Consider the following 21,971-nt stretch of genomic DNA (forward strand, 5'->3'; position numbering starts at 1 on the left):
GGCGCTTTGGCCGAGCGCACAGACCAGTACATGGTAGCCGAGGGCGCCTCAGGGCGTCTGCCCGACGTGTCCGCGCCCGGCCGGCAAACCTCGCTCAGTGGCGTTTCACGCCGCCGTACTTCATCCGAGTATCCGACATCGAAGCGAGCCGCACCTCGTCGTTGTTGATATCGGCTGCCACGATTTCGCCTATGAACAGCGTGTGAGTGCCCAAGTCCACGCTGTGACGCACCTCGCAGTCCAACCAGGCCGCGGCATCGACGAACACTGGCGCCCCGGTGGCGGCTTCGTACATCGACCAGCCGTTCAGCGTCCCCGTCACCGACCCCTCAGCATCGCTCACTGCTTCATAGGCAGCAGGCTTGGAGAACTTCACGAACGGCCGGGTGTTCTGCGCGTCCCAGAGGTTCACGGTGAACGAGCCGCCGTCGGAGATCAGCCGGTGCGTGACGGCGGCATTCTCGACGCCGACGCCGATGAGCACCGGTTCCATCGACAACTGCGTGATCCAGCTGGCCGTCATGGCGTTGCGTTCCTCGCCGGAGCGAGAGCCGACGAGAGCGAGCGCGTTGGGGATCTTCCACGTGACCCGATTGACCATTTCGTCGGCGAGGGCGGCGTTGCTCATGTGAGAACCCTACGTAGGTCACCAACGTCTGGTGCTACCAGTCGGTCTAGGCGTGGCGAGGTCAGCCGCAACACATGTGGGCGTTGAGCCCGGCTTGAGTCAGTTCTTGCCTCAATGCGGAACCCGAGTCGAAGGGGCGGAGGTACTCAGCGCCGCTTGCAAGGAATGCGGCTAGTGCTGTGTCGGCCAACGTTTGCGTTGGAGTCGGTTCGGGTGCGGAGGTGTCGTTTCGAGGTTTTCGTCTAACACCCCCTATTTACAGTGATTGTCATGACGCACACCGACGTTCGTAGCGAACTGGCGGCGAGAATGCCGACAGGTTCCATGCCGGCGGACGACGCAGCTATGACCGTGCCATCTCCGATGGCCTCGCCGATCGAGTCGGTTGGGCCGTCTTTGCCTTCGGCGGAGAGTGTGTTGTCGGTGCTGTGCGGAGCACGTGACGTTGTTACCCGAGCATCGCGGGTGCCACTGGGCGGAACAGACTGCGAGACGCTCAGCGACGTCATCGCCGCTGCGTCACGACTGCGGTCAGCAACAGACGCACTGCTGCTCGCAACAACCGCCGCACTCGAAGCCGCCCGTGCGGGTTCGGGCCGTTCGGCGTTGCGTGACCGGGCGCGTGTGAGCAAGCGCTATGCCAAGCGCACCGTGGAGGTCAGCGAGCAGGTCGCTCAGATGCCGAACGTGGCTCGCGGCCTGGCTGTCGGCGAGCTGAACGTCGAGCACGCGGCTGTGCTCGCCGACGCTGCGCGGCGCACGAGCCCTGACGCGGTCAACACCGCATCGGAACTGCTCGAAGCCGCCGCGGTGGTCTCGCCTGAGACGCTGCGCGAGCAAGCCAAGAAGTTTGCGGCCCGTCACGACCCCGCCGCCGCTGAGACCGAATTGGGCCGGCAGCGCAGTGAGCGTTGTGCTTCGTTGTTTGTCGATGAGTCCACTGGTATGGGTGTGCTGCACGCCGAGTTCGACCCGGTCAGCTTCGCGTTGGTGCGCCAGGCGTTCGAGAAATACAACGACGCGTTGTGGCGTCTCGACGGCGGACGAGACGGCACACCCGACCAGATCCGCGACAACCGCCAGCGTCTCGCGGACAGCCTGTTTGAAATGATCACCGACCGCAACGCCCTGGCCACTATCGGTCACCCTGCCGCACACACCCCCAACCAGCACAGCAACACCCAAGCAAGCCACCACGACCACACCGAAGCACACCGGCACAGCAACACCGAAGCGGGCCAGCGGGGCAGCCGCGCCAAACACCACCTGGGCGACGGTGCCGACCCTGGCCACAGCGACGGTGCTGGCCCACACGACCCCGCAGGACGCTCGATCCAGCACTGGCGGCCAGCCCAGGCGCCCAACCAGCTCGTTATCATCGCCGAGATCAGCGTCATCGACGGCACCAAGCCCGACGGAACCTGCGAACTGCTCGGCGCCGGACCAGTCCCGCCGTCACTCTTGGACAACCTCTCACCCGACACGCGCATCGCAGGCGCTCTGTTCGACACCAACGGGGAGATCCTGTGGCTCGGACGCAGCCGTCGACACGCCAGCGCCGCCCAGCAACTCGCCGTGGCTGTACGCGACCGCGGCTGCGTGCTGTGCCGCTCACCCATGCACCGCTGCGACTACCACCACATCGACGAATGGGCAGCCGACAACGGCAACACCGACACCCCGAACCTCGCAGCCCTCTGCAACGACTGCCACGACAAGCTCCACAAGAACGACCAGCGACTTGAGCGACGCCCTGGCCCCAGCAGATGGACCACCACACACCGCTCTAACACCGCCGGCCTAACCAGCCACAAGATGGCGAAAGGTCCACCGTGATCCCACCCTCGCGGCCGGCGACACCACCGCCGACAACGCCACCACCATTGATGCTCGTGACACGCCCACCAACACCACCGCCGACGACATCGTGAACGTTTGCGGTCTCAGCACTAACGTGGCCGTCGCGGCCTCGGGTTGATCCAACCCGAGAGCAGGGGCGCGTTCGCGGCGAGCACGGGGTTTACGACATGGCTTACGACCTGAAGATCACAGGCGGAACGATCATCGACGGGACTGGAGCTCCTCGCTACGTCGGCGACGTGGGCATCTCGGACGGCAAGGTCGTGGCGCTCGGGTCGGCGCCCGCTGAAGCTGCGCAGACCATCGACGCCACCGGGCGCATCGTGTGCCCCGGGTTCGTGGACATCCACACGCACTACGACGCGCAGATCATGTGGGACCGGCTGGTCAGCTGCTCGCCGTGGCACGGCGTGACGACCATTGTGATGGGCAATTGCGGCTTCTCAGTCGCGCCCACCCGTCCTGAGCACCGCGACCTCATCATGCGAACGCTCGAGAACGTGGAAGGCATGAGCGTGGACGCCCTTCGAGCTGGCCTGGGCGACTGGGGCTTCGAGACCTTCCCGCAGTACCTCGACGCGCTGGAGTCGAGCGGTTCCGCGGTCAACATGGCGGCTCTCATCGGCCACACCGCCGCCCGCATGTACGTGATGGGCGAAGAGGCCACCGAGCGAGAAGGCACCCCCGAAGAGATCGCTGCTCAGCGCGACCTGGTGGCCGAGGCGCTGCGAGCCGGGGCGCTCGGCTTCGCAACCTCCAAGGCACCTACCCACGTCGGCTACGAAGGACGTCCGGTGCCCAGCCGCGCCGCGACCACCGACGAGATCATCGAGATCGCCCAGGCGCTGGGCGACGTGGGCGGCGTGATGCAGGCCACGGTGGGTCGGGGCCTGAGCCACGACGAGTTCGCACGCATCGCCGAGACCACTGGGGCGCACGTGAGCTGGACGGCGCTGCTTGGGTCAGCACGCGGCCCCGGCAGCCACCGTGTCGAATTGGAGCGTGCGCGCGAGATCGCCGCGCGTGGCCTGCCGGTCTTCCCGCAGGTCGCCGTGCAGCCCATCCAGTTCGAGATGAGCTGGAAGGCGCCATTCATCTACGAAGCCCTGCGCTGCTTCGCGCCGGTCTCCAAGAGCAATCTCGAAGGTCGCAAGCGCTACTACGCCGACACCGACTGGCGGGCCGAGTTCAAGGAAAAGGCCGGCAACGGCGGCAAGATCGGCGACCGCTGGGCTCGAACCGAAGTCAGCTACCTGCCCCACAACCCAGAGCTCGAAGGCCGCAACGTGCAGCAGATGGCCGACGATGCCGGCCAGGACCCGGTGGACTGGGTGCTCGACATGGCGCTCGAGGCCGACCTGGAAATGCGCGTCATCCAGGACGTGATCAACCACGACCCCGACGACATCGACGAGCTGCTGCATGACCCCACGACGGTGATCGGGCTCTCCGATGCCGGGGCGCACGCCAGCCAGCTGTGCGACGCCAAGTACTCCACGGAGTTCCTGCAGACCTTCGTGCGGAGTCGAGGCAGCTTTGACCTCGAGACCGCTGTCCACATGCTGACCCAGCGCCCCGCTGAGGTGTTCGGCATTTCCGATCGCGGCACGCTGGCGCAAGGCAAGCCGGCCGACGTCGTGGTGTTCGACGCCGACGAGGTCGGCCATCTGGGCAAGCGGCGGGTCTACGACCTTCCCGCCGGTGCCGACCGCCTCATTTCTGATGCGAAGGGCATCGACGCAGTGATCGTGAACGGCACCGTCATTCGCCGCGACGGCACCGATGCAGTCGACCCGCACGGCCCGCTGCCAGGCAAGCTGCTGCGCAACGGCAAGGCCTGAGCCGCTTGGCGGGCCTGCCGGGGCTGAGCTCCGGGCGCCGAATGGCTCAGCCCGAACAACCTTGTCCGAAGAGGCCAGCTCTGCGTACGTTGCACGGCGCAAGCCCCATGGCAGGCTTGCTGCCGTGATCGACCTGCGTTCCGACACCGTTTCTCGCCCGACCGCTGACATGCGGGTCGCCATGGCCGCAGCCGAGGTCGGGGACGACGTGTGGGGCGACGACCCCACCGTCAACGAACTGGAGCGTTACACCGCCGAACTGCTGGACACCGCAGCGGCTCTGTACGTGCCGAGCGGCACCCAGTCGAACCTGTGCGGACTCATGGCGCACTGCGAGCGGGGCGACGAGTACATCGTCGGCCACCACGCCCACACCTACATGTACGAGGGGGGCGGTGCAGCCGTGCTGGGGAGCATCCAGCCACAGCCGGTACCGACCGACGACACCGGCATGCTCGACCTCGACGCGGCCACCGAGGCAGTGAAGCCCGACGACAGTCACTTCGCCCGCACCCGCCTGCTCTGCCTGGAGAACACCATCAACGGCAAGGTGCTGACAACCAAGCAGCACCAAGCCGCCCGGGACTTCGCCGACCAACACGGCCTGGGGCTGCATCTCGACGGCGCCCGGCTGTGGAACGCAGCTGTGTGGCTGGGCCTGTCCCCCGCCGAGGTTGCGGCGCCGTTCGACTCCGTGTCGGTGTGCCTGTCAAAGGGCCTGGGCGCCCCGGTGGGCTCGGTGCTGTGCGGCACCGAAGAGCTCGTGGGCAAGGCGCGGCGTTGGCGAAAGCTGCTCGGGGGCGGGATGCGTCAAGCCGGCATCATCGCCGCGGGCGGGCTGTTCGCCCTGCAGCACCACATCGACCGGCTCGCCGACGACCACGCCAACGCGCAACGGCTCGCCGCCGGGCTGGACGCCATCGACGGCATCACGGTCACGGACTGCGACACCAACATGGTCTTCTCGCAGCTCGAACGGCACGATCCCACGCTCAGCAAGCGTCTCGAAGGCCGTGGCGTGCTGGCCGATTGGCGATTCGGCCGCTCGCGGATGGTGCTGCACCTCGACGTCAGCGAAGCTGACGTCGACGCGACGCTAGAAGCCATCGCCGCCGAGCTAGCGACGTAAACCCGGCTCGCAGCGCACAGACGGTTGCTACGATTCCCCAATAGAGGGCAGTGGCCGTCGCCAGAGCGGACGAACTTTGGCAGTACGACGGCCCCGCCCCTATTCCGAACATAGCCATGCGCTCCGGCGCGACACTATTGAATTTCAGTTGATATCACTCAGTCTGCGACCAGCTCTCGGTCAGCCACCCGTGGCTCGCAGACGTAGTCGTCGAGGTTTGCTTCGGAGGTCATGTCGAAGTAGTCCACGTTGCGCCAAGGCGAGTTCACGACGATACGGCCCGACTCGTTTCGGTAGTAGCTGGTCATGCCTGGGTGCATCCAGACCATGCTCTCGTGTGCCTCGTCGACGCGATTGCGGTAATCGGTGTGCACCTCTGGACGCACCTCTACCGCGCCGAGATTCGAAGCACACATCTTGCCGATCATGTCCATGATGTATCGGACCTGCATCTCCACGACGAAGATGAGGCTCCCGCCGTGGCCAGGCTGCAGATTCGGCCCATACAGGGTGAAGAAGTTCGGAAAATCAGGCGTCACCGTGCCGAGGTAGGCACTCGCGTCGTCGTCCCCCCACGATTCGCGCAGCGTCCTGCCTGAACGGCCCACCGCCTCATAGGTGGTGATGAACCGCAGCACGTCGAACCCCGTCGCCAGCACCAGCACATCGGCCTCGCGCTCGGAGCCGTCAGCGGTGCGGATCGTCTGGCCCGAGATCTCGTCAATCGGATCGTCGACCAGCTCGACGTTGGGGTTGCGCAGCATCCGGTACCAGCCGTTGTCCATCAGCATCCTCTTGCCGAACGGCGGGTAGGCGGGCAGCACCTTGTCCAACAGCTCGTCGGCCCGGTCGCCCAGCTCGTCGACCACGTAACGCGTGAAGTACTTGCGGTGCGCATCGTTCTGCGCATTGAGCGAGCGCTCAGGATGATCCCAGTCGGGATCGCGCTGCAAGGCCGAGTGGATGCGGTCGTTGAACGTCCAGCCCAATCGCACCCGGTACCACGCCCGGTACAGCGGCACGGCTTCGAACAGCACCCGCATCGGATCGGGAACCGGCTTGCGGAACTGGTCGAACGGCGCCGCCCAGTGGTTTGAACGCTGGTAGATCGTCAACGACTCAACGTCGTCCTGGATCTGCGGACCGGTCTGCATGCAACTCGCGCCGTTGCCCACGATGGCGACGCTCTTGCCCCCCAGATCCGCATCTGCAGGCCATCTCGCGGTGTGCCAGGTCTCGCCGCTCCAAGTCTCGAGGCCGTCGATGTTGGGGCGGATCGGCGGGTTGAAGATGCCAGCGGCGCTGATGACGACGTTGGCTTCGATGATCTCCGTGAGTCCGTCGACGCCCTGAGCGTGACCGTTCGCACCGGGTGCCGTGGCCGCTCCGTCATCGCGCCGGCGCAGGCCTGTCTCGTCAGGCGTGGCGCTCAAGCCCAGACTGCCGGTCTCCCAGCGTCCCTCGTTGTGGGCGACATGGCGCACTTCGGCGCGCCAGACCTGGCGCTCGGCGTCATAGCTGACGCTCTCCACCGAGGTGTTGAAACGAATGCTGCGGCGCACATCGAAGTCGTCGGCGACCTTTTCGAGATAGCCGTGCAGCTCTTCGCGCAGACAGAAGTACATCTTCCAGTCGTGCGGGGCGAACGAGTACGAGTACAGGTGGTTCGGCGTGTCCACGCCAGCCCCCGGGTAACGGTTCTCCCACCACACCCCGCCGACGGTGCCGTTGCGCTCGACCACCTCGAAGGGCACACCGGCCTGCTGGAGGTTGATCGCCGCGCACAGCCCAGATGCACCGGCTCCGATCACCAGCACCTTGAAGCCGGGCGGCACGCTGATGGGGTCGTGGTCCAAGAACTTGGCGAGGCCGAGCTGGGCGGCCGTGAATGCGCCGTATTCGTCGGGGACGTGCTCCCCCATTGCCGTGCTCAGCATCCGCACGATCAGGTCGTCGTCAGGCTCGGGGATCGCCATGGGGCGGCCGTCGCGCCAGGCGCTCACTGTCTCGAACGCCGCCTCGCGCACTTCCTGTTGATGTTCGGGAGTCAGGCCGCCACTGTCGTTGTCGCCAAGACCGGGCTGGCGCTTGGGGAGGTAAGGGGCCTCGAGCCAATGCAGCTCGCCCGTCATCTGCACCAGCACCATCAGCAGCGTCGGGATGTTCGCAACAGCCACTGCTGCGGCGAGCGTCTCGTCGTCGACATCAGGTCGGCCAGCGGCCGTCGGCGCGCCGTGATCGAGCGCATGCGCCCCGTTCGTCGCACTGTTCTGTGACACCTGTGGCATCGCTCCCCCTCGGCTGTGTGAGCCAGCGTAGAGCGTGGCGTGTCGCCGATTCCGGTGAAGCGAATTGCGCCGGTGTGCGTCCGGAGTTCTCGGAGGCGGTCAGTCCTGCCTGATGAGTTCGCCTCGCAGGTGATGGACGAGTTCGGTGTAGCCCACGGCGGCCATCCGCAGCTCGGAGATCAAATTGGTGCCGTTGACGGTCAGTTCACGCCGGACCGAGGTCACTTCCTTGGCGGTCGGTGTGAGGCTGACCTGTTCGCTGGTCAGTTCGATCACGAGGCCGCTGTCACTGGTGCTCATGGTGCCGAGATGGATTTCGGTGACGCCTGACGGTTGGGCAACCGTGAACTCCAGTTGCCCGTCGGGCAGGGCCCGCAGGTAACCCGCCTCGGCGTGCAACGGTTCACCGGTGACGCGGTTGCGGGTGCGCTGGATCATTGACACGAACGGCTTGCCGACGTGGCTGAACTCGAGCTCCTCCACATAGGTGAAGTCATCGATCGTCGGGTAGTGGCCAACGCCGGTGCCCTGCCAAGTACCCAGCAAAGGGGCAAGCGGTTCGCATTGCATATGCAACTCAGCCATCCTCGCAACCTAGTGGGGATTGACCCGACACTGAGGCGCAGTGCACGCTCTTAGCCTGAATCCACCGATTGGCTGTTGGTGAGCGTGGGGTTTCTGGGCTGGTGGCGGGTTGGGGTGGCGTCGGGTTGTTGGGGGTGTGGTTTGGTGTGTTTGGGCGTGTTCGGCTGGGGGTGCGGGTGTGGTTTGGGGTTGTCGACGCTGGGTTTGTGTGGGGGCGTCAGTTCCGGGCTGTGCTGTTTAGCCGGAGGGTCCGGGCAGAGCCCTGAGAGCGTTGAGCGTGGCTGTGAATTGTGTTTCCCAGGGCCAGCGGGCGGGGTATCGCAGGGTGGGTGTGCCTGATCGGTTGACCGCCACGGCGGCGAGTGCGACGAGTCGGGTGCGGCGCGAGCGGTTCGTGGCCGCCGGCGCGCCGGCGAGCGTGGCGCTCCAGTGGCCGATGTTGTGGGCGAGCATTGCGCAGGCGAGCGGTGCGCAGTTCGCGCCGTAGTGGCCTGAGGGGACGTGTTCGAGGCCGGAGCCTTCTTTGAGGTCGCGGATGGCGAGCTCGACCACGGCGTGGCCGCGGTGGAACTCATCAGCGGCGGCGGTGTCGTGTTCGGTGTTGGTGATGAATGCGTGGTGTCGCCAGTCGGGCCGCAGCCGTTGCTGTGCGCTGTTGGTGAGGCGGGTGCGGCGCACCACGAGACGAACGGTGCGCTTGGCTTTGCCGCGGCCGGTGGCATAGGTCGTCTCGGCGACTTGGGCGTGGCCGTCTTTGGTGTAGTCGATGTCGGCCCAGGCGTCGTCGCGGATCGCTTGGATCGCAGCGCGAACAGCAGGTATGAGGGCGACGGTGATCGACCACTTGAAGTCGTGGCCGTCGAGACGGTCGATCAGCTTCCATGACCAGAACCCCGAGTCCCCGCGCACCGTGGTCGGCCCGCTCGCCCCGGCGCGCCGCAGGCTGGCGACGAGCTCGTCGGCGAAGCGCGCCACGCCTCGCGAGGACCCCGCGGAGCCTTTGCGCATGCGGGCGGCGAGCACCTCGCGGGTGTCGGCGCGTGCGGCCAGCAGCGGGTGATAGCCGAGCACGCTGGTGTAGCCGTACGCGGCGCCCTGTTTTTGTTTGCCGTGGACCTCGCAGATCGTGGAGTCCACATCGACCACCAGCGGCGCCTCGCCGGGGCCCGCGCCCAGCGCCCAGGCGCGAGCCAGCGTGCGCGACGCCACCGCGTCGAGCTGGCGGGCGTGACCGAACGTGAACGTCCGCAAGAACGACCCCACCGTGGACGGCGCCATCGGGGCGAACCCCAGCACCCGCGCGGTGCGCCCGGCGCGCAGCATCTCGACATGATCGATGTGAGTGCCGCCAGCGAGCATCGCGGCGACCACCGTGAGAATCTTGGGCCCCGGGTTCGCGGAACCGGTGCGCACCCACCGCTCGATCAGCCCCAACAGACCCAGACGGTCCATCAGCGTTCCCGCCAGGATCAGGCCCGCGTTGGCCACCAGGCCTTCATGGTCAACCGTCGTTGCGAACCGGTCCAGCCTGCGCGATGATCCAGACACAAAAAGTGCCTCCTGTTTTTGAGACGAACGTGGATATCGACATCACAATCGTCGCAGATCAGGAGGCCTTTTTCGCGGACGCGGCAACCCCCACACACCCACCACACCGGTGGATTCAGGCTAAGGTCTGCCGCCATGAGCGCAGCCATCGAGGTCGGATTCAGCGTCAGCGACACACACCGCGTGACCGACGAAATGTCCCCGCCGCATCTTCCCAACAAGGTGCTGTCCACGCCCGACATGGTTCGCCTCATCGAGGGAACCTGCCTCTTCGGCGTCCAACCGCACCTCGACGAGGGTCGCACCACCGTGGGCATCCACATCTGCGTGAGCCACGAGGCTGCAGTGGCCTCAGGCGAAGACGTCGTGGTCTCTGGCGAGATCAGCGAGATCGACCGCCGCCGCCTCGTCTTCGACATCAAGGTCACCCACGGCGACACGCTGATCTCGCAGGGCACCCACCAACGGTTCATCGTCGGCGGCTAACCGCCGAGCAGCAACACGGGGCGCGTAGCCGCCGAGCGTCGTTACCGGGAACGCTGGACGAAGCGAAGGATCCGCAGCGTGTCGATGGCCGTGATGCGGCCAATCGGACCGGTGGAGTAGCACGCCTGGGCGACTTTGCCCCCCGGAGCCAGGATGAACCCGGTGGCGTGCAGAATGCCCCGCTCGGGCTCGATGAAGGCACCCGTCAGGGCCGACACCGCTGCCGGGTCGGCGCTGTGCAGCATCCGGACGGGACCCAGCTGCAGATTGTCTGCAAGGCGCTGTGTGGTGTCCTTGTCATCGACGGACAACGCCACCACGCTCGCACCCAGCATCTTCAGCAGTGATGCGGCGCCGTTGAAGTCAACCAACTGTTGACGACAGTACGGTCACCAGTGGCCCCGGTACATGAGCACGACGCCCCAGCCGTCACCGAAGACTTCTGGGATCGAGACCTGCTGGTCTTCCAGATCGCTCAGCGTCAATGTTGGGAAGAGATCTCCGCTATCGAGTTTCATCTTTCGTGCGCCTCCCTGTCCAAGGGCCGACACGGACCGTAGTGCAACGTTCCCATCGCGGCTCGCCGAGCCCCCGACGGCCGGTATCGCCCTGCGGTTCGGTCAGTCCATTCCCCGCATGTTCGGTGCGGCAATACTGACGGTCGGCGCAGGCATGCGCGAAAAGGGGCGTAGATCATGATCGATTGGCTCGGCATCGACCATCTGTTCGAATTGTCCGGTGGCGAGGCCGTCCTGGGGTTCGCGACGCCGCTGTTCGTCTGCGCGGCTGTCTTCGCAGCGCACATGGTCTTGCCCGCCCGGCGTGTGACCGGCTACGTCGCCGACCGCGAAACCGGTGAGCTCCGCAACTACCGGCTCAACGGATTGGCGGTGTTCGTGCTTGCGCACATCGTGTGGTGGTTCGAGCTCACCGGAATGCCGCGGGATTGGTTCTACCGGTCCACCATGTACGCAGTGGCCGGCGGACTGGTAATCGGCATCATCGCGACCACCGTCTTGGTGTTCACTCAGCCGGAAGGTGAACAGAAGAACCGCTTCTTGGCTTGGTGGTTTGGGCGTGCGCAAGAACTGCAGTACTTCAACGGCCGCTTCGACCTCAAGATGTACTTCTACATCGTCGGTGGCACCATGCTGTCGCTCAACGCGTGGTCCGGAGCGGTCTGGCACAACGACAAAGTTCCCGATGCCAACCCCGGTCTGTTCCTCTACGTCGCCATCAACTCCTTCTACATCCTTGACTATTTCGTCTTCGAGCGGGTGCAGCTCTACACATACGATCTCATCCACGAGAACATCGGTTTCAAGCTCACTTGGGGCGGACCGTTCGTGTGGGGCTGGATGTTCGTCCTGCCGATGTGGGGCATGGCCCCCGTCGCCGATCCAGGCTTCTCGAATGGATGGACATACTTCTGGCTGATCGGCTCGGCAGCGCTCTTCGTGGTGGGCTGGGTGATCTCTCGTGGCGCCAACCTGCAGAAGTACACCTTCAAGCGGTGGCCCGAACGCAAGTTTCTCGGCATCATCGAGCCGGAGGTCATCGAGGCCGGCGATCGCAAGATCCTGTGCAGCGGACTGTGGGGGGCGGCGAGGCACTTCAACTACTTCGGCGAAGGGCTCTACGCGGTTTCCATGGGACTTGTCTGGGGACACTTCACCAACCTGTGGGCCTGGACCTACGCCATATTCATCGTGTCTATGTTCGTTCCGCGCCAGGTCGAAGACGACAAGCGCTGTGCTGAGAAATATGGCCCCGAGAAGTGGGCTGAGTACAAGGCCCGGGTTCCTTACAGGATCGTTCCCGGGATCTACTAGCACCGGCTTGGGTGTTCATGAGCAACAAGGAGGCCTGCCATGTTTGAGCGGCTTGGCATCGGACACTTGGTCGAGCTGACTGCGACCGAGGCGCTGCTGGGATTTCTCACTCCGCTGTTCGTGTTTGCCGCCTTCTTCGTGCTGCAGATGGTCCTGCCCGGACGGCACGTTCCCGGCTACGTCGTCGATCGCGAAACTGGCCTGCCCCGCAGCTACCGTCTCAACGGCCTGCTGGTGTTCGTCGTGGCCCAAGCGCTGTGGTGGTTCGAACTCACAGGCATGCCGCGCGACTGGTTCTACCGATCGTCGGTGTACGCAGTCGCCGGCGGCACGGTGCTCGCCCTCATCGGGACCCTCATCGCAGTTTTCAGCCAGCCCCCCGGAGAGGTGAGGAACAAGTTCTTGGCGTGCTGGTTCGGGCGCGCCCCCGAGATGCAGTTCTTCAACGACCGCTTCGATCTCAAGATGTACTTCTATGTGGTCGGCGGGACGATGCTGTCGCTCAATGCCTTTTCCGGCGCGGTCTGGCACTACAACAAGTTCGATGACCCAAATCCAGGCGTCTTCATGTTTGCGGCGTTCTTCACCTTCTATGTGTTCGACTACTTCGTGTTCGAGCGGGTGCAGCTCTATACCTATGACGTCATCTACGAGCGTCTGGGCTTCAAGATGTTCTGGGGAGGTCTCGTCGTCTTCGGCTGGATGTTCATCATTCCGATGTGGGGCATGGCGGCGCTTCCAGATCCGGGCCACGCGGCCGGATGGCGCTACCTCTGGTTGATCGGGACACCAACATTGTTCGTCATCGGATGGTGCATCACCCGTGGTACCAACATGCAGAAATACGCGTTCAAGCGCTGGCCTGAACGCAAGTTCTTGGGCATCGGGCCGGAGTACATCCAAGCCGGCGACCGCAAGATTCTCTGCAGCGGTTTCTGGGGCGCCGCACGTCACTTCAATTACATGGGCGAGGGCTTCTTCGGACTGTCGATCGCCTTGGTTTGGGGCCACTTCGGCAATCTCTGGGCGTGGACATATTTCGCCTACGTCGTGGGGCTGTTCACCTACCGCCAGATGGACGACGACAAGCGTTGCGCTGAGAAGTACGGCCCCGAGAAATGGGCGGAATATCAGGAGCGCGTCCCGTACCGGATCATTCCCGGCATCTACTGAGCGGATCCATCGCGGCGCTGGGGTGGGCGCTGCAGGACTCGAACCTGCGACCCCCTCCTTGTAAGGGAGGTGCTCTCGCCAGCTGAGCTAAGCGCCCCCGTCGGCCGGGTCTCGCAGGCTACCGGTGGTCGTCGCGCCCGAAGCCGTCGAGCAGGCTTGCCAGTTGCGCTGTGCTCGTGGCGATCGGTCCCCGGCGCTGGCGGTGCTCGAGGTAGAACAGCTCCCTGCCGTGCGTCTCGCCGGTCCACGCTCCCGCCTCGGCGCAGATCAGCACCCCAGCGGCATAGTCCCAGACGCCATGGTTGGAGTTGAGATCGATGTAGGCGTCGAGACGCCCGCATGCGACGGCGCAAAGGTCCAGCGCGGCCGACCCGAGAACTCGGACTTGCCAACCGGGCAATTCGGGGCCGGGGCGTCCGGAGACACCGATGATCGCTCGCTCGAGTCCGGTGCAATTGCTTGGGCTGATCCGGTGGCCGTCACAGTGTGCGCCTCCGCCGGACGTTGCGGTGAATTCCTCGCCCGAGACGAGGTGGCGTACAAGACCTGCCACTGGCGTGAGACCGTCGACGACGCAGAGGCTGATGCAGTAGTGCGGGATGCGCCGTGAGGCATTGGTGGAGCCGTCGACAGGGTCCACGATGACGGTCTCGCTTCGGCGACCGCGGCGGAGACCGGATTCCTCGCTCAGAATCCCCACTCCAGCCGGTACCAACACCCCCAGCGCCGCTGCGTCCGCCACTTGGTCCAGGGCGTATTGATCCGGCCGATCTCCCCGGTCCTTCCAGCGTTCAAACCCCGAAAGCGCAGCGACCACCGCATCAGCCGTCCGTCGGAGCAATTCGAGCCAGTCAGGTACCACAGCAGTCACGAGCCGTTCCCATGAGGCGTCGGCCGCTGCCCGGGGGATGCACCGTACCTGTGCACGTGGAGCGTTACCGATGACATCTGGCGCAGACTACCGACGGCTCTCGACTGCATTTTCCGTCGTCATGCTGATTCGCGGGCCGCACCGGAGCGACGGCGATATAACCTCCGCGCGTCGTCACCGCGACAACACGGGAGCGTTCGATGGCAGCGATCGACATCACCGGCTACGTCGCGAGCCTCAAGGATCACGCCCACGCCCACGGATTCCACATCCATGATGAGCGACAGTTCATCGAGACGTACAGCCTCCGCCAGACATGGGAAGTGGATCTTCACCCTGCAGAGGCATGTGGCGGGCCATTGGATCTGCACCTGACGCTCGAGGCCGACCCGCGCACGCTGCTGTCGTTCGAGGACGTGCTGTGGTCACTGCCCGAGGACGACCTGCCTCCCGACGAGTACTGGCTGCCGCTCACCTTCACCTGGGCGCTTCCGCCGGTCGACGACAGCCCCAACATGCTCGTTCTCGCCACTGATCTGGCCGGTCTCGGCGGAACCGCACTGCCAGTCGAGGTCTCTGCCATCGATTCGCTGATTTCGGTTACCGATCCCACCAAGCGAACGCTGATGATCGTCGCCCGCAAGGAGTTGTCGCTTCAGGCGCTGCTCCAAGGCGAAGACGACATGTGCCAGCCGTTCGATCTCTGCGCCAAGATCTGCGACTACCTCCTGCACCACGCCCAAGACTGGTACGAATCCGAATCGGCGTGAGAGCGAGGGCTGCGGCTGCCGCGGTCGTCAGGCTGCGTTGATGACGACGCCGGTTTCGCTGACTCGGCCGGACGCTATGTTGCGTTCGAGCGCCTCGGCGGCCTCGTGCGAGCCGACGGGATAGAAGCAGCGGTACAGGTGCTGGGTGGTCGCTTCGTCAGGGTGTGACGCAGCGGCAGGCATCAACGCCGGCTCCTCCGCCACGCAAAGGTCCTGGGCGTACTTGCAGCGCGGCGCGAACTTGCAACCAGGTCCGAGACGGGTCATCTCAGGCGGACGACCGCCGATGATCTCCAAGCGCGTGTGACTGTCGTCACTGACCTTCGGGATAGAGCGCATCAACGCCTCGGTGTAGGGCATCCGCATGTCGCGGAACAGCGTCGCTGTGGGTGCGCGTTCGACAATGCGGCCTGCATACATCACGACGATCTCGTCAGTGCGCCCTGCGACCACCCCAAGGTCGTGAGTGATGAGCATGAGTGACATATCGCGCTCGGCCCGCTGCGCCTCCAGCAAATCCAGGATCTGCGCCTGCACGGTGACGTCGAGCGCGGTCGTGGGCTCATCTGCGATGAGCAGGCGAGGGCTGCACGCCAATGCGATGGCGATCACGATGCGCTGGCGCATGCCGCCCGACATCTGGTGGGGATACTCGTCGATGCGGCGCTGCGGCTCCGGTATGCCAACCTCGTCGAGCAGCTCGAGCGCAGCCGCCCGCGCCGCCTTCGCCGAAATGCTGCGATGCACTCGCAGGCCCTCGCCGACTTGCCGCCCGATCTTCATCACCGGGTTCAGCGAGCCGAGCGGATCTTGGAAGACCATCGCTATCTGCGGTCCCCACAAGTCGAGGAGGTCTCGCCGCGACAACGACATCATGTCGATGCCGTCGAAGAGCACCTTGCCGCTTGTCGTCACCTTCGACTTCGGCAACAGCCGCATGATCGACCGCGACATGACCGACTTCCCGGAGCCGGACTCGCCCACAACGCCCAGCCGTGAGCCCAACCGGACTTCGAGGTCCACACCGTCTACTGCGGTGAGGGGACCCGAGGGTGTGTCAAATGTCGTCCGAAGCCCCGAGACCTCAAGCAAGGGCCGCCCGGATCCGCGGGGCGTCGCCTCGCTCATGACGCTGTCCCGACGGGCGATGCAGCCACTGCGGTTGGCGGCGCCGGCTCGCCCACAAGCGGCGTGTGACAGGCAACGAAGCGGCCGGGCGCTATCTCGCGCATCTCCGGCTCCTCGTCCGCGCAACGCTGCGCTGCCAGCGGGCAGCGGGTCCGGAAGCGGCAGCCCGACGGAGGCGACAGCGGAGACGGCAGTTCGCCGCCGATCTTGCTGCTGTCCCCGATGGGGGTCTCGGGGTCCGGATGAGGGATGGCCGCCAACAGCAGGTCGGTATACGGATGTGCCGGTTGGGAATACAGCGGGCCAGGTTCGCTGACTTCGCAAAGCTTGCCGAGGTACATCACCGCCACGCGGTCGCTCACGTTCTTGACCACAGCCAAGTCGTGCGCGATGAACACCAGCGTGAGCCCCATCAGGTTCTTGAGGTCCTCGAGCAGGTTCAGGATCTGCGCCTGAACCGAGACGTCAAGCGCCGAGACCGGCTCATCGCAGATGATCACCTGCGGCACGCTGACGAGCGCCCTCGCAATCGAAAGCCGCTGGGCCTGCCCGCCGGAGAACTCCCAGGGGCGCCGGTCCAGCGCATCGTCGGGATTGATCCCGACATAGGTGAGCACTTCGCGCACGCGCGGATCTGCTCGTTCGCGCAGTTCTTGCCGGTTGGCGTGATACCGGCGACGAATCCAGACGAACAGCAGCGTGTCGACGACGCCGGAGGCGACCAGGACAACGAGCTTCGGCGTGTCGTCGAGACCGCCGATGTAGAAGACCTGCAACACGATCATCGCAGCAAGCGACGTCGCAACGGCGCTTGTTCCAGCCAGTGCAGGTCGAACCAGCGACGCCAGGAGCCACGAGACGAGCACGACCGTGATCGTCCCCAGCAGCCCGGAGTTGACCCAATGTGCCCATCCGCCAAAGCTCGACCACGTCCGCCACAAAAGGAACGTGCTTGCCGCGGTCGTCGCGACGACGCCGACGAGTCCGACCGAAGTTGGGACCGCGCCGAATTGCCGTGACATCAAACCGAACGGCAGCATCAACATCAGCAGGACCCACGCGACGCCGAAGACGGCGAACACGGCGCCGGCAGCGAGCGACAGTGCCAGCGCCGGGAATCCGATGATCGCTGCGGGCACTTCTGTCCACCCCAGCAGACTCTCGGCCGCTCGTTCCTCCACTGTCTCGGAAAGGATCCAGAGCACGAACGCCACTGACATCGCGAAGCCCAGAATGCGCATCGGCGTTGCCACAAGACTGGCCAAGCGCTGCACGAGCGCTGCGACCTTCTCCTGCCACACCGCAATGGCGGATCGCCGCGCCAAGTTGTCCACCGCGATGAACAGCGGTTCGGCCACGATGTCTCGCACCGTGCGCCTCGGATTCAGCGAAGAAATCGGGTCCTGGTAGATCATCTGCAACCGCGGGCGAATGAGCCGCATCGCCTCGTCGTCGAGGTCGGTCAACTCTTGGCCGCCGAGCTGCACCGAACCCGAGGTGGGCCTCGGCAGCTGCAGCATCGCCCTGCCGGTCGTGCTCTTGCCGCAGCCGGATTCGCCGACAAGGCCGAGTGTCTCGCCCTCCATGATGTCCAGCGACACCCCGGACACGGCATACACCGTGCGACCGCCGGCCGCCGGAAACTCCACCACCATGTCTCGTGCGCTGACGAGTGCGTTGGGACGCAGATGGGCGTTGCCGCGCCCGGCCATCAGAGGACCGATTCCCTCGGCTCGAAGTGCTGTTGGAGCTTGTCGCCGACAAAGTTCAGCGCCAGCACGGTGACGAACATCGTGATTGCGGGCATCAGGCTGATATGGGCCGCAACATCGAGGTTCGTGCGCCCTTTGCTGATCATGTCGCCCCAGGTCGGCGTCGGAGGCGGCACGCTGAGGCCCAAGAAGGCGACGGCACCTTCTACGACGATGAGGCCGGCCATGATGATCAGCGAATAGCTGATCAACGAAGGCGCCACATTCGGCAGTACCTCGCGGAACAGCACTCTGCCGTCACGCGCACCCAGCGTGCGCGCCGCAAGCACGAAGTCCTGCCCCGCCCACGTCAGCGTCGCTGCGCGCACCACCCTGGCTATCGGCGCAATGGACAACAGCACAAAGGTGAAGATCAGAATGAAGACTCGGCGCTGAGCCTTCGAATCCAGGAACAGCACCAGCGCAAGGAACAGGATCAGCGGTGGGATCACAATCGTGGCGCTCAACGTGGCAGTGAGCCAACGATCGATCCGGCCACCGTAGTAGCCCGAGACCAAGCCCAGTAATCCACCGATCGTCAACGCGAGCATCGTCCCGACGGTCGAGATCACCAAGCTCACTTGGGCCCCGTAGATCACGCGGCTGAACACGTCCCGGCCGACCGCATCATTGCCGAACCAGTACGTCAGGCTGGGACCTGACTTCGAGGTGCCTGCGAAGGTCTCCGCGGGATGCTTGAGAGGCAGCACGTCGGCGAAGATCGCCGCGAGGCCCAAGACCGCCAGAAACACGACAGCCAGCCAGAAAAAGAACCCGAGTCGTTTACCCACGCGCAGCGACCTCCCTGCCGCGCAGCCGTGGATCGAGCGCGAGATACAGGAAATCGGACATGGTCAGCACGACGATGAACAGCGCCGAGATGACCAGCACCCCGCCTTGTACCGCTATGAAGTCGCGCTGGGTCACGCCCAGGAAGATGTAGGCGCCGACGCCGGGAATCGTGAAGATGAACTCGATGATCAGTGCTCCGCCGATCAGCAAGCCGACGGTAAGCCCGACGACGGTCAGCAGGGTGAAGCTCGACGGCCGCAGAGCATGGCGCCACAGGATGCGACGCGTTGGCAGGCCTTTGCTGCGAGCAAGATCGATGAATGGCAGCCGCAGCGTTCCGATCATGTCCGATCGCAACAGGCGCATGAACACGGCCGCCTGCCCCATCGCCAACGACAGAGAGGGCAACGCCAAGTGCTTGAAATGGAGCACTGGGTCATCGCCCAATGGCACGTAGCGGGCTGCGGGCAAGGCATGGAAACCGACTTCGTTGCCGAACACGCTCAGACCGCCGACAGCAAAGAACAGCACCAAGAGCACCGCCATCACATAGTTCGGCGTTGCGAGAAACCCGAGCATCACATTGTTGATGCCGCGGTCTGTCGACGTGCCCTGGCGATACCCGGCCCAGATTCCCAGAGGCAGTGACACGACCAAGGCGATGATGACTGAGTAGGTCATCAACTGCAAGGTCGGCGTCATCGAGCGAGAGATCCCGTCGGCGACTTCCTCACGCAGCACGATCGAGTTGCCGAGATCGCCCAGCACAACGCCGCCGAGCCAGTCTCCATACCGATTGAAGAACGGCTGGTCCAAACCGAGTTCAGTCCGGACGATCTCGATCTGGTCGGGCGTCGCCGCCGGACCCAGGAGGTTGATGGCCGGATCGCCGGGCAAGCTCGCCATCAGCGCGAAGACGACGAACGACACCAGGACCAGCACGGGAATCAAGGCCGCGAGCCGGCGCACCGCGTAGCGGCCGTCGGCGATCGCTGCGCCCAGCGTCCCGATGCCGACCAGCACGCCGAACGTCCAGCTGAACGGCGGCCGCCAGAACCACGCCCACGCGACTGTCGCTACGAGGGCGACGGCGACGATGCGCCCGAGCTGATCACGTACGGCTTGTTTCATCTGGCCCAGTGAGTGACCCGCGTCGCCGTTCGGTGTGCGTTCAACGGTGACACTTGCCTTCCGTGCACCAGATTTGGGTCATGTGGTGCTTGCCCGAGATCACCGGGAACACGTTCTCATCGTTGCCCGGGATCGCCAAGTCGGTCAGATTCTGCACCCTCGGGTTGGCGACGATTCCCCACAGCGTCCAGTGGGTCCAGAAATTCCAGACATTGCGTCCGAACGCCCGGTTCACATCTTCAGCAGCCGCTTGGCGGGCAGCTGGGTCGGGGTTGTGCCGGATGACCTGGAATGCCGCATCGATCTCAGGATCCTGGAAACGTCCGAAGTTCAGCGCAAGCTCGGGAACTGTGGGATCGATCGGGCTCGCGGTCGACGAACTCCACCAGAACCATTGCTCTACGGGATCCACACCGCCGTGGTTGCGCCAACTCTTCATCTGGTAGACGCCGGCCAGAGCCAGGTTGATGTACTGACCCTGTTCGATCGGTTGGATCGACACCGCGAGCTCTTCACCGAAGACTTCGCTCCACATCGCAACAACGAGTTCGTTCGACTCGACGTTGAAGGTGTCGTTGGTGGTGTTGAACGAGAACGTCACCGGGTTCTGGCCACTTTCGGCCTTGCACTGCTCGAATTCGGTCCGCGCTGCCTGCGGATCGTAGGAGGGGTAGCCGCTGTCTTCAAGGTAGCCCACGCTGCCGGGAGGGAACGGTCCGTTTGCCACGTTCACGAGGCCCTGATGACGTTCGTCGACGAAACGCTCGCCGTCGAATGCGTGCGCGAGCGCCTTGCGGCAACTCAGGTGAACGAGCGGATTCGCCCTGTTGAGCCCGAGCGGATCCATCGCAATCGGTTCTTCTGTGCCGCGCACGAATGACAGCACCGGATTCACCCCGGACGCCACGTTGATGATGCTGTGGCTGGTCTCGCCGTAGTCGTTCGCCTGCAACAGGACAAAGTCCTCGTCACCCTCGTACTTGGCGATTTCGTCAGCGTTTGACGTGTGGATGATGTCGAACTGCCCGGCCTTCAGCCCGTTCGAGCGACCTTGAATGTCGACCGCCACCACGAACTCGATCTCATCGAGATAGGGAAATTCCTCGCCGGTGATGCCGTTGGGGCCACGCCAGTAGTCAGGGTTCCGCTCAGCGATGAAGCTGTTGCCGTTGCCCGGCGTATAGCTCACGAACTTGAACGCGCCCAGCCCGACTGGTGCTGCGGGATTGCCCGTCGCCGCCGCCTTGCCCGCCGCCTTCATCTCCGCGGACAGCGGCGAGGCCGGCGACACGTACAACGGATTGTTCGGCAGCGTCTCCAGCCATGCCGGAGAGAACATGAAACCGCATGACTCGGCACGCAAGCCTGGCGAGAGGCTGGTGGCTGCCGACAAACCGAACGTGACGGTCACCGTTTGGCCGTCACCCACGATGTCGTCGACGCCCAAGAACGCCGGACCAGTCAGCTGGCTGAGCCGGCAGAGGTTGATGTTGTAGGCCACCGCCTCGCCGGTCAATGGCGTTCCGTCGTGGAAGAAGATCCCGTCACGGATCGTCATCGTCCACTCCGTGAAGTCCTCGTTGTGCGTCTCGGACTCCACCAAGTACCCAACGATGTCACCGTCGGCGTCGGTGACGTAGAGCGAGTCGCTGACTGCGCGCATGATCATCCGGCAGCTGATCGCGCAAGATGATGCGTAGGGCGTGAACGGATTGGCCGTGTCGGCCTCGATGGCGTACACCAGCCTGCCGCCATGAGTCGGGCCGCTGCCGACCTCTCGGGTGTCTTCGCCTGTTGCCTCGCCGGCCTCGCGTGCTTCAACCACCTCTTGCTGGGCGGGATCGTCGGTTACGGGAGCCGGAGCGGACGTGGACTCGGGTTCGGGAGTTGCGCCCGTGCCCTCGTCAGCGGGGCTGTCGCTTCCGCCGCACGCAACAGCAGCCAATGCGAACGTCGCGGACACAGCAACACAGCCCAGCTGCCATCGGACCGCCACCGCCCGAGCCGGGGCGCGGCGCTCGTTGCGGATTCTGCTGCCAACACGCCCCGTCTGGCATGACTGCATCGTCGGTTGACCCCCCGCGCCTGACCCCGCCACCCCGCGCGCAAGCTACTAGCCCGCGTCAGCGCCAAGTGTCGTCTTCGGAACGACGCTGCG

Annotated in this window: 17 protein-coding genes, 1 tRNA gene and 3 pseudogenes; 7 read left to right on the forward strand and 14 right to left on the reverse strand. The window is 64.8% G+C overall.

Annotation, left to right across the window (positions count from 1 at the left end; all coding sequences use genetic code 11):
* Positions 1-94: 94 nt before the first annotated feature.
* A complete protein-coding gene (locus ACQY5K_RS02245) occupies positions 95-628 on the reverse strand; it encodes a flavin reductase family protein (RefSeq protein WP_428119677.1) in 534 nt (177 codons plus the stop codon).
* Between the two features lie 270 nt (positions 629-898).
* Here ACQY5K_RS02245 and ACQY5K_RS02250 point away from each other — a divergent pair, with 270 nt between their 5' ends.
* The 3 genes from ACQY5K_RS02250 (at position 899) to ltaE (ending at position 5,458) form a co-directional block, all read left to right on the forward strand.
* On the forward strand, positions 899-2,464 hold the full coding sequence (locus ACQY5K_RS02250; RefSeq protein ID WP_428119679.1) for an HNH endonuclease signature motif containing protein: 1,566 nt from the start codon (positions 899-901) through the stop codon (positions 2,462-2,464).
* 191 nt (positions 2,465-2,655) lie between these two features.
* A complete protein-coding gene (locus tag ACQY5K_RS02255; protein ID WP_428119681.1) occupies positions 2,656-4,329 on the forward strand; it encodes an N-acyl-D-amino-acid deacylase family protein in 1,674 nt (557 codons plus the stop codon).
* A gap of 169 nt (positions 4,330-4,498) precedes the next feature.
* Entirely contained in the window at positions 4,499-5,458 is a 960-nt protein-coding gene (gene ltaE, locus ACQY5K_RS02260; RefSeq protein WP_428122829.1) for a low-specificity L-threonine aldolase, read from the forward strand.
* Between the two features lie 158 nt (positions 5,459-5,616).
* Here ltaE and ACQY5K_RS02265 read toward each other — a convergent pair whose 3' ends face one another.
* The 3 genes from ACQY5K_RS02265 to ACQY5K_RS02275 all read right to left on the reverse strand — a co-directional run bounded on the left by ACQY5K_RS02265 (position 5,617) and on the right by ACQY5K_RS02275 (position 9,879).
* Positions 5,617-7,746 carry a flavin-containing monooxygenase gene (locus tag ACQY5K_RS02265; protein WP_428119683.1) on the reverse strand — a complete coding sequence of 710 codons (2,130 nt, stop codon included), beginning with the start codon at positions 7,744-7,746 and terminating at the stop codon, positions 5,617-5,619.
* Positions 7,747-7,845: 99 nt separating this feature from the next.
* On the reverse strand, positions 7,846-8,331 hold the full coding sequence (locus ACQY5K_RS02270) for an FABP family protein (protein WP_428119685.1): 486 nt from the start codon (positions 8,329-8,331) through the stop codon (positions 7,846-7,848).
* A gap of 237 nt (positions 8,332-8,568) precedes the next feature.
* A complete protein-coding gene (locus tag ACQY5K_RS02275) occupies positions 8,569-9,879 on the reverse strand; it encodes an IS1380 family transposase (RefSeq protein ID WP_428119687.1) in 1,311 nt (436 codons plus the stop codon).
* 135 nt (positions 9,880-10,014) lie between these two features.
* On the opposite strand from ACQY5K_RS02275, the gene ACQY5K_RS02280 reads away from it, so the two are divergent.
* Positions 10,015-10,365, forward strand: coding sequence for a thioesterase family protein (locus tag ACQY5K_RS02280; RefSeq protein ID WP_428119689.1), 351 nt, complete (start codon positions 10,015-10,017; stop codon positions 10,363-10,365).
* 41 nt (positions 10,366-10,406) lie between these two features.
* Here the strand turns inward: ACQY5K_RS02280 and ACQY5K_RS02285 are convergent.
* Together ACQY5K_RS02285 and ACQY5K_RS02290 are read right to left on the reverse strand one after the other, a co-directional pair.
* Positions 10,407-10,742, reverse strand: a pseudogene (locus ACQY5K_RS02285) (peroxiredoxin); the annotation flags it as partial.
* A 12-nt stretch (positions 10,743-10,754) separates the two neighbouring features.
* The gene (locus ACQY5K_RS02290; RefSeq protein WP_428119691.1) at positions 10,755-10,883 is read right to left on the reverse strand and encodes a hypothetical protein; all 129 of its coding nucleotides are present in this window, start codon (positions 10,881-10,883) and stop codon (positions 10,755-10,757) included.
* A gap of 177 nt (positions 10,884-11,060) precedes the next feature.
* Here ACQY5K_RS02290 and ACQY5K_RS02295 point away from each other — a divergent pair, with 177 nt between their 5' ends.
* Positions 11,061-12,197 carry a DUF1295 domain-containing protein gene (locus tag ACQY5K_RS02295; protein ID WP_428119693.1) on the forward strand — a complete coding sequence of 379 codons (1,137 nt, stop codon included), beginning with the start codon at positions 11,061-11,063 and terminating at the stop codon, positions 12,195-12,197.
* Positions 12,198-12,236: 39 nt separating this feature from the next.
* Positions 12,237-13,370, forward strand: a complete 1,134-nt coding sequence (locus ACQY5K_RS02300; RefSeq protein ID WP_428119695.1) for a DUF1295 domain-containing protein — start codon at positions 12,237-12,239, stop codon at positions 13,368-13,370.
* Between the two features lie 23 nt (positions 13,371-13,393).
* Here the strand turns inward: ACQY5K_RS02300 and ACQY5K_RS02305 are convergent.
* Both ACQY5K_RS02305 and ACQY5K_RS02310 read right to left on the reverse strand, forming a co-directional pair.
* Positions 13,394-13,467 (reverse strand) — tRNA-Val (locus tag ACQY5K_RS02305).
* 21 nt (positions 13,468-13,488) lie between these two features.
* The gene (locus tag ACQY5K_RS02310) at positions 13,489-14,241 is read right to left on the reverse strand and encodes an inositol monophosphatase family protein (protein WP_428119697.1); all 753 of its coding nucleotides are present in this window, start codon (positions 14,239-14,241) and stop codon (positions 13,489-13,491) included.
* Positions 14,242-14,441: 200 nt separating this feature from the next.
* On the opposite strand from ACQY5K_RS02310, the gene ACQY5K_RS02315 reads away from it, so the two are divergent.
* Entirely contained in the window at positions 14,442-15,011 is a 570-nt protein-coding gene (locus tag ACQY5K_RS02315; RefSeq protein WP_428119699.1) for a hypothetical protein, read from the forward strand.
* Positions 15,012-15,038: 27 nt separating this feature from the next.
* On the opposite strand, the gene ACQY5K_RS02320 is transcribed toward ACQY5K_RS02315, so the two are convergent.
* From ACQY5K_RS02320 to ACQY5K_RS02345, 6 genes and pseudogenes are all read right to left on the reverse strand, one after another.
* Complete coding sequence (locus tag ACQY5K_RS02320) at positions 15,039-16,139, reverse strand: ABC transporter ATP-binding protein (RefSeq protein ID WP_428119701.1); 1,101 nt, start codon at positions 16,137-16,139, stop codon at positions 15,039-15,041.
* Positions 16,136-16,783: pseudogene (locus ACQY5K_RS02325) on the reverse strand (oligopeptide/dipeptide ABC transporter ATP-binding protein); the annotation flags it as partial. The pseudogene ACQY5K_RS02325 and the gene ACQY5K_RS02320, both read right to left, overlap by 4 nt.
* A 663-nt stretch (positions 16,784-17,446) precedes the next feature.
* Positions 17,447-17,851: pseudogene (locus tag ACQY5K_RS02330) on the reverse strand (ATP-binding cassette domain-containing protein); the annotation flags it as partial.
* Positions 17,851-18,681, reverse strand: a complete 831-nt coding sequence (locus ACQY5K_RS02335) for an ABC transporter permease (RefSeq protein ID WP_428119703.1) — start codon at positions 18,679-18,681, stop codon at positions 17,851-17,853. The gene ACQY5K_RS02335 and the pseudogene ACQY5K_RS02330, both read right to left, overlap by 1 nt.
* Positions 18,674-19,813, reverse strand: a complete 1,140-nt coding sequence (locus ACQY5K_RS02340; RefSeq protein WP_428119705.1) for an ABC transporter permease — start codon at positions 19,811-19,813, stop codon at positions 18,674-18,676. Before ACQY5K_RS02340 ends, ACQY5K_RS02335 begins: the two co-directional genes overlap by 8 nt.
* A gap of 40 nt (positions 19,814-19,853) precedes the next feature.
* Positions 19,854-21,776 carry an ABC transporter substrate-binding protein gene (locus ACQY5K_RS02345; protein ID WP_428119707.1) on the reverse strand — a complete coding sequence of 641 codons (1,923 nt, stop codon included), beginning with the start codon at positions 21,774-21,776 and terminating at the stop codon, positions 19,854-19,856.
* Positions 21,777-21,971 lie beyond the last annotated feature (195 nt).

This window comes from Candidatus Poriferisodalis sp., from assembly GCF_965262965.1.
Taxonomy (GTDB): domain Bacteria; phylum Actinomycetota; class Acidimicrobiia; order Acidimicrobiales; family Poriferisodalaceae; genus Poriferisodalis.

Excerpts from the sequence above, each read along its gene's own strand:
- ACQY5K_RS02245 (WP_428119677.1), bottom strand. The coding sequence starts at position 628 with ATGAGCAACGCCGCCCTCGCCGACGAAATGGTCAATCGGGTCACGTGG.
- ACQY5K_RS02250 (WP_428119679.1), top strand. The coding sequence starts at position 899 with ATGACGCACACCGACGTTCGTAGCGAACTGGCGGCGAGAATGCCGACA.
- ACQY5K_RS02255 (WP_428119681.1), top strand. The coding sequence starts at position 2,656 with ATGGCTTACGACCTGAAGATCACAGGCGGAACGATCATCGACGGGACT.
- ltaE (WP_428122829.1), top strand. The coding sequence starts at position 4,499 with ATGCGGGTCGCCATGGCCGCAGCCGAGGTCGGGGACGACGTGTGGGGC.
- ACQY5K_RS02265 (WP_428119683.1), bottom strand. The coding sequence starts at position 7,746 with ATGCCACAGGTGTCACAGAACAGTGCGACGAACGGGGCGCATGCGCTC.
- ACQY5K_RS02270 (WP_428119685.1), bottom strand. The coding sequence starts at position 8,331 with ATGGCTGAGTTGCATATGCAATGCGAACCGCTTGCCCCTTTGCTGGGT.
- ACQY5K_RS02280 (WP_428119689.1), top strand. The coding sequence starts at position 10,015 with ATGAGCGCAGCCATCGAGGTCGGATTCAGCGTCAGCGACACACACCGC.
- ACQY5K_RS02290 (WP_428119691.1), bottom strand. The coding sequence starts at position 10,883 with ATGAAACTCGATAGCGGAGATCTCTTCCCAACATTGACGCTGAGCGAT.
- ACQY5K_RS02295 (WP_428119693.1), top strand. The coding sequence starts at position 11,061 with ATGATCGATTGGCTCGGCATCGACCATCTGTTCGAATTGTCCGGTGGC.
- ACQY5K_RS02300 (WP_428119695.1), top strand. The coding sequence starts at position 12,237 with ATGTTTGAGCGGCTTGGCATCGGACACTTGGTCGAGCTGACTGCGACC.
- ACQY5K_RS02315 (WP_428119699.1), top strand. The coding sequence starts at position 14,442 with ATGGCAGCGATCGACATCACCGGCTACGTCGCGAGCCTCAAGGATCAC.
- ACQY5K_RS02320 (WP_428119701.1), bottom strand. The coding sequence starts at position 16,139 with ATGAGCGAGGCGACGCCCCGCGGATCCGGGCGGCCCTTGCTTGAGGTC.
- ACQY5K_RS02340 (WP_428119705.1), bottom strand. The coding sequence starts at position 19,813 with ATGAAACAAGCCGTACGTGATCAGCTCGGGCGCATCGTCGCCGTCGCC.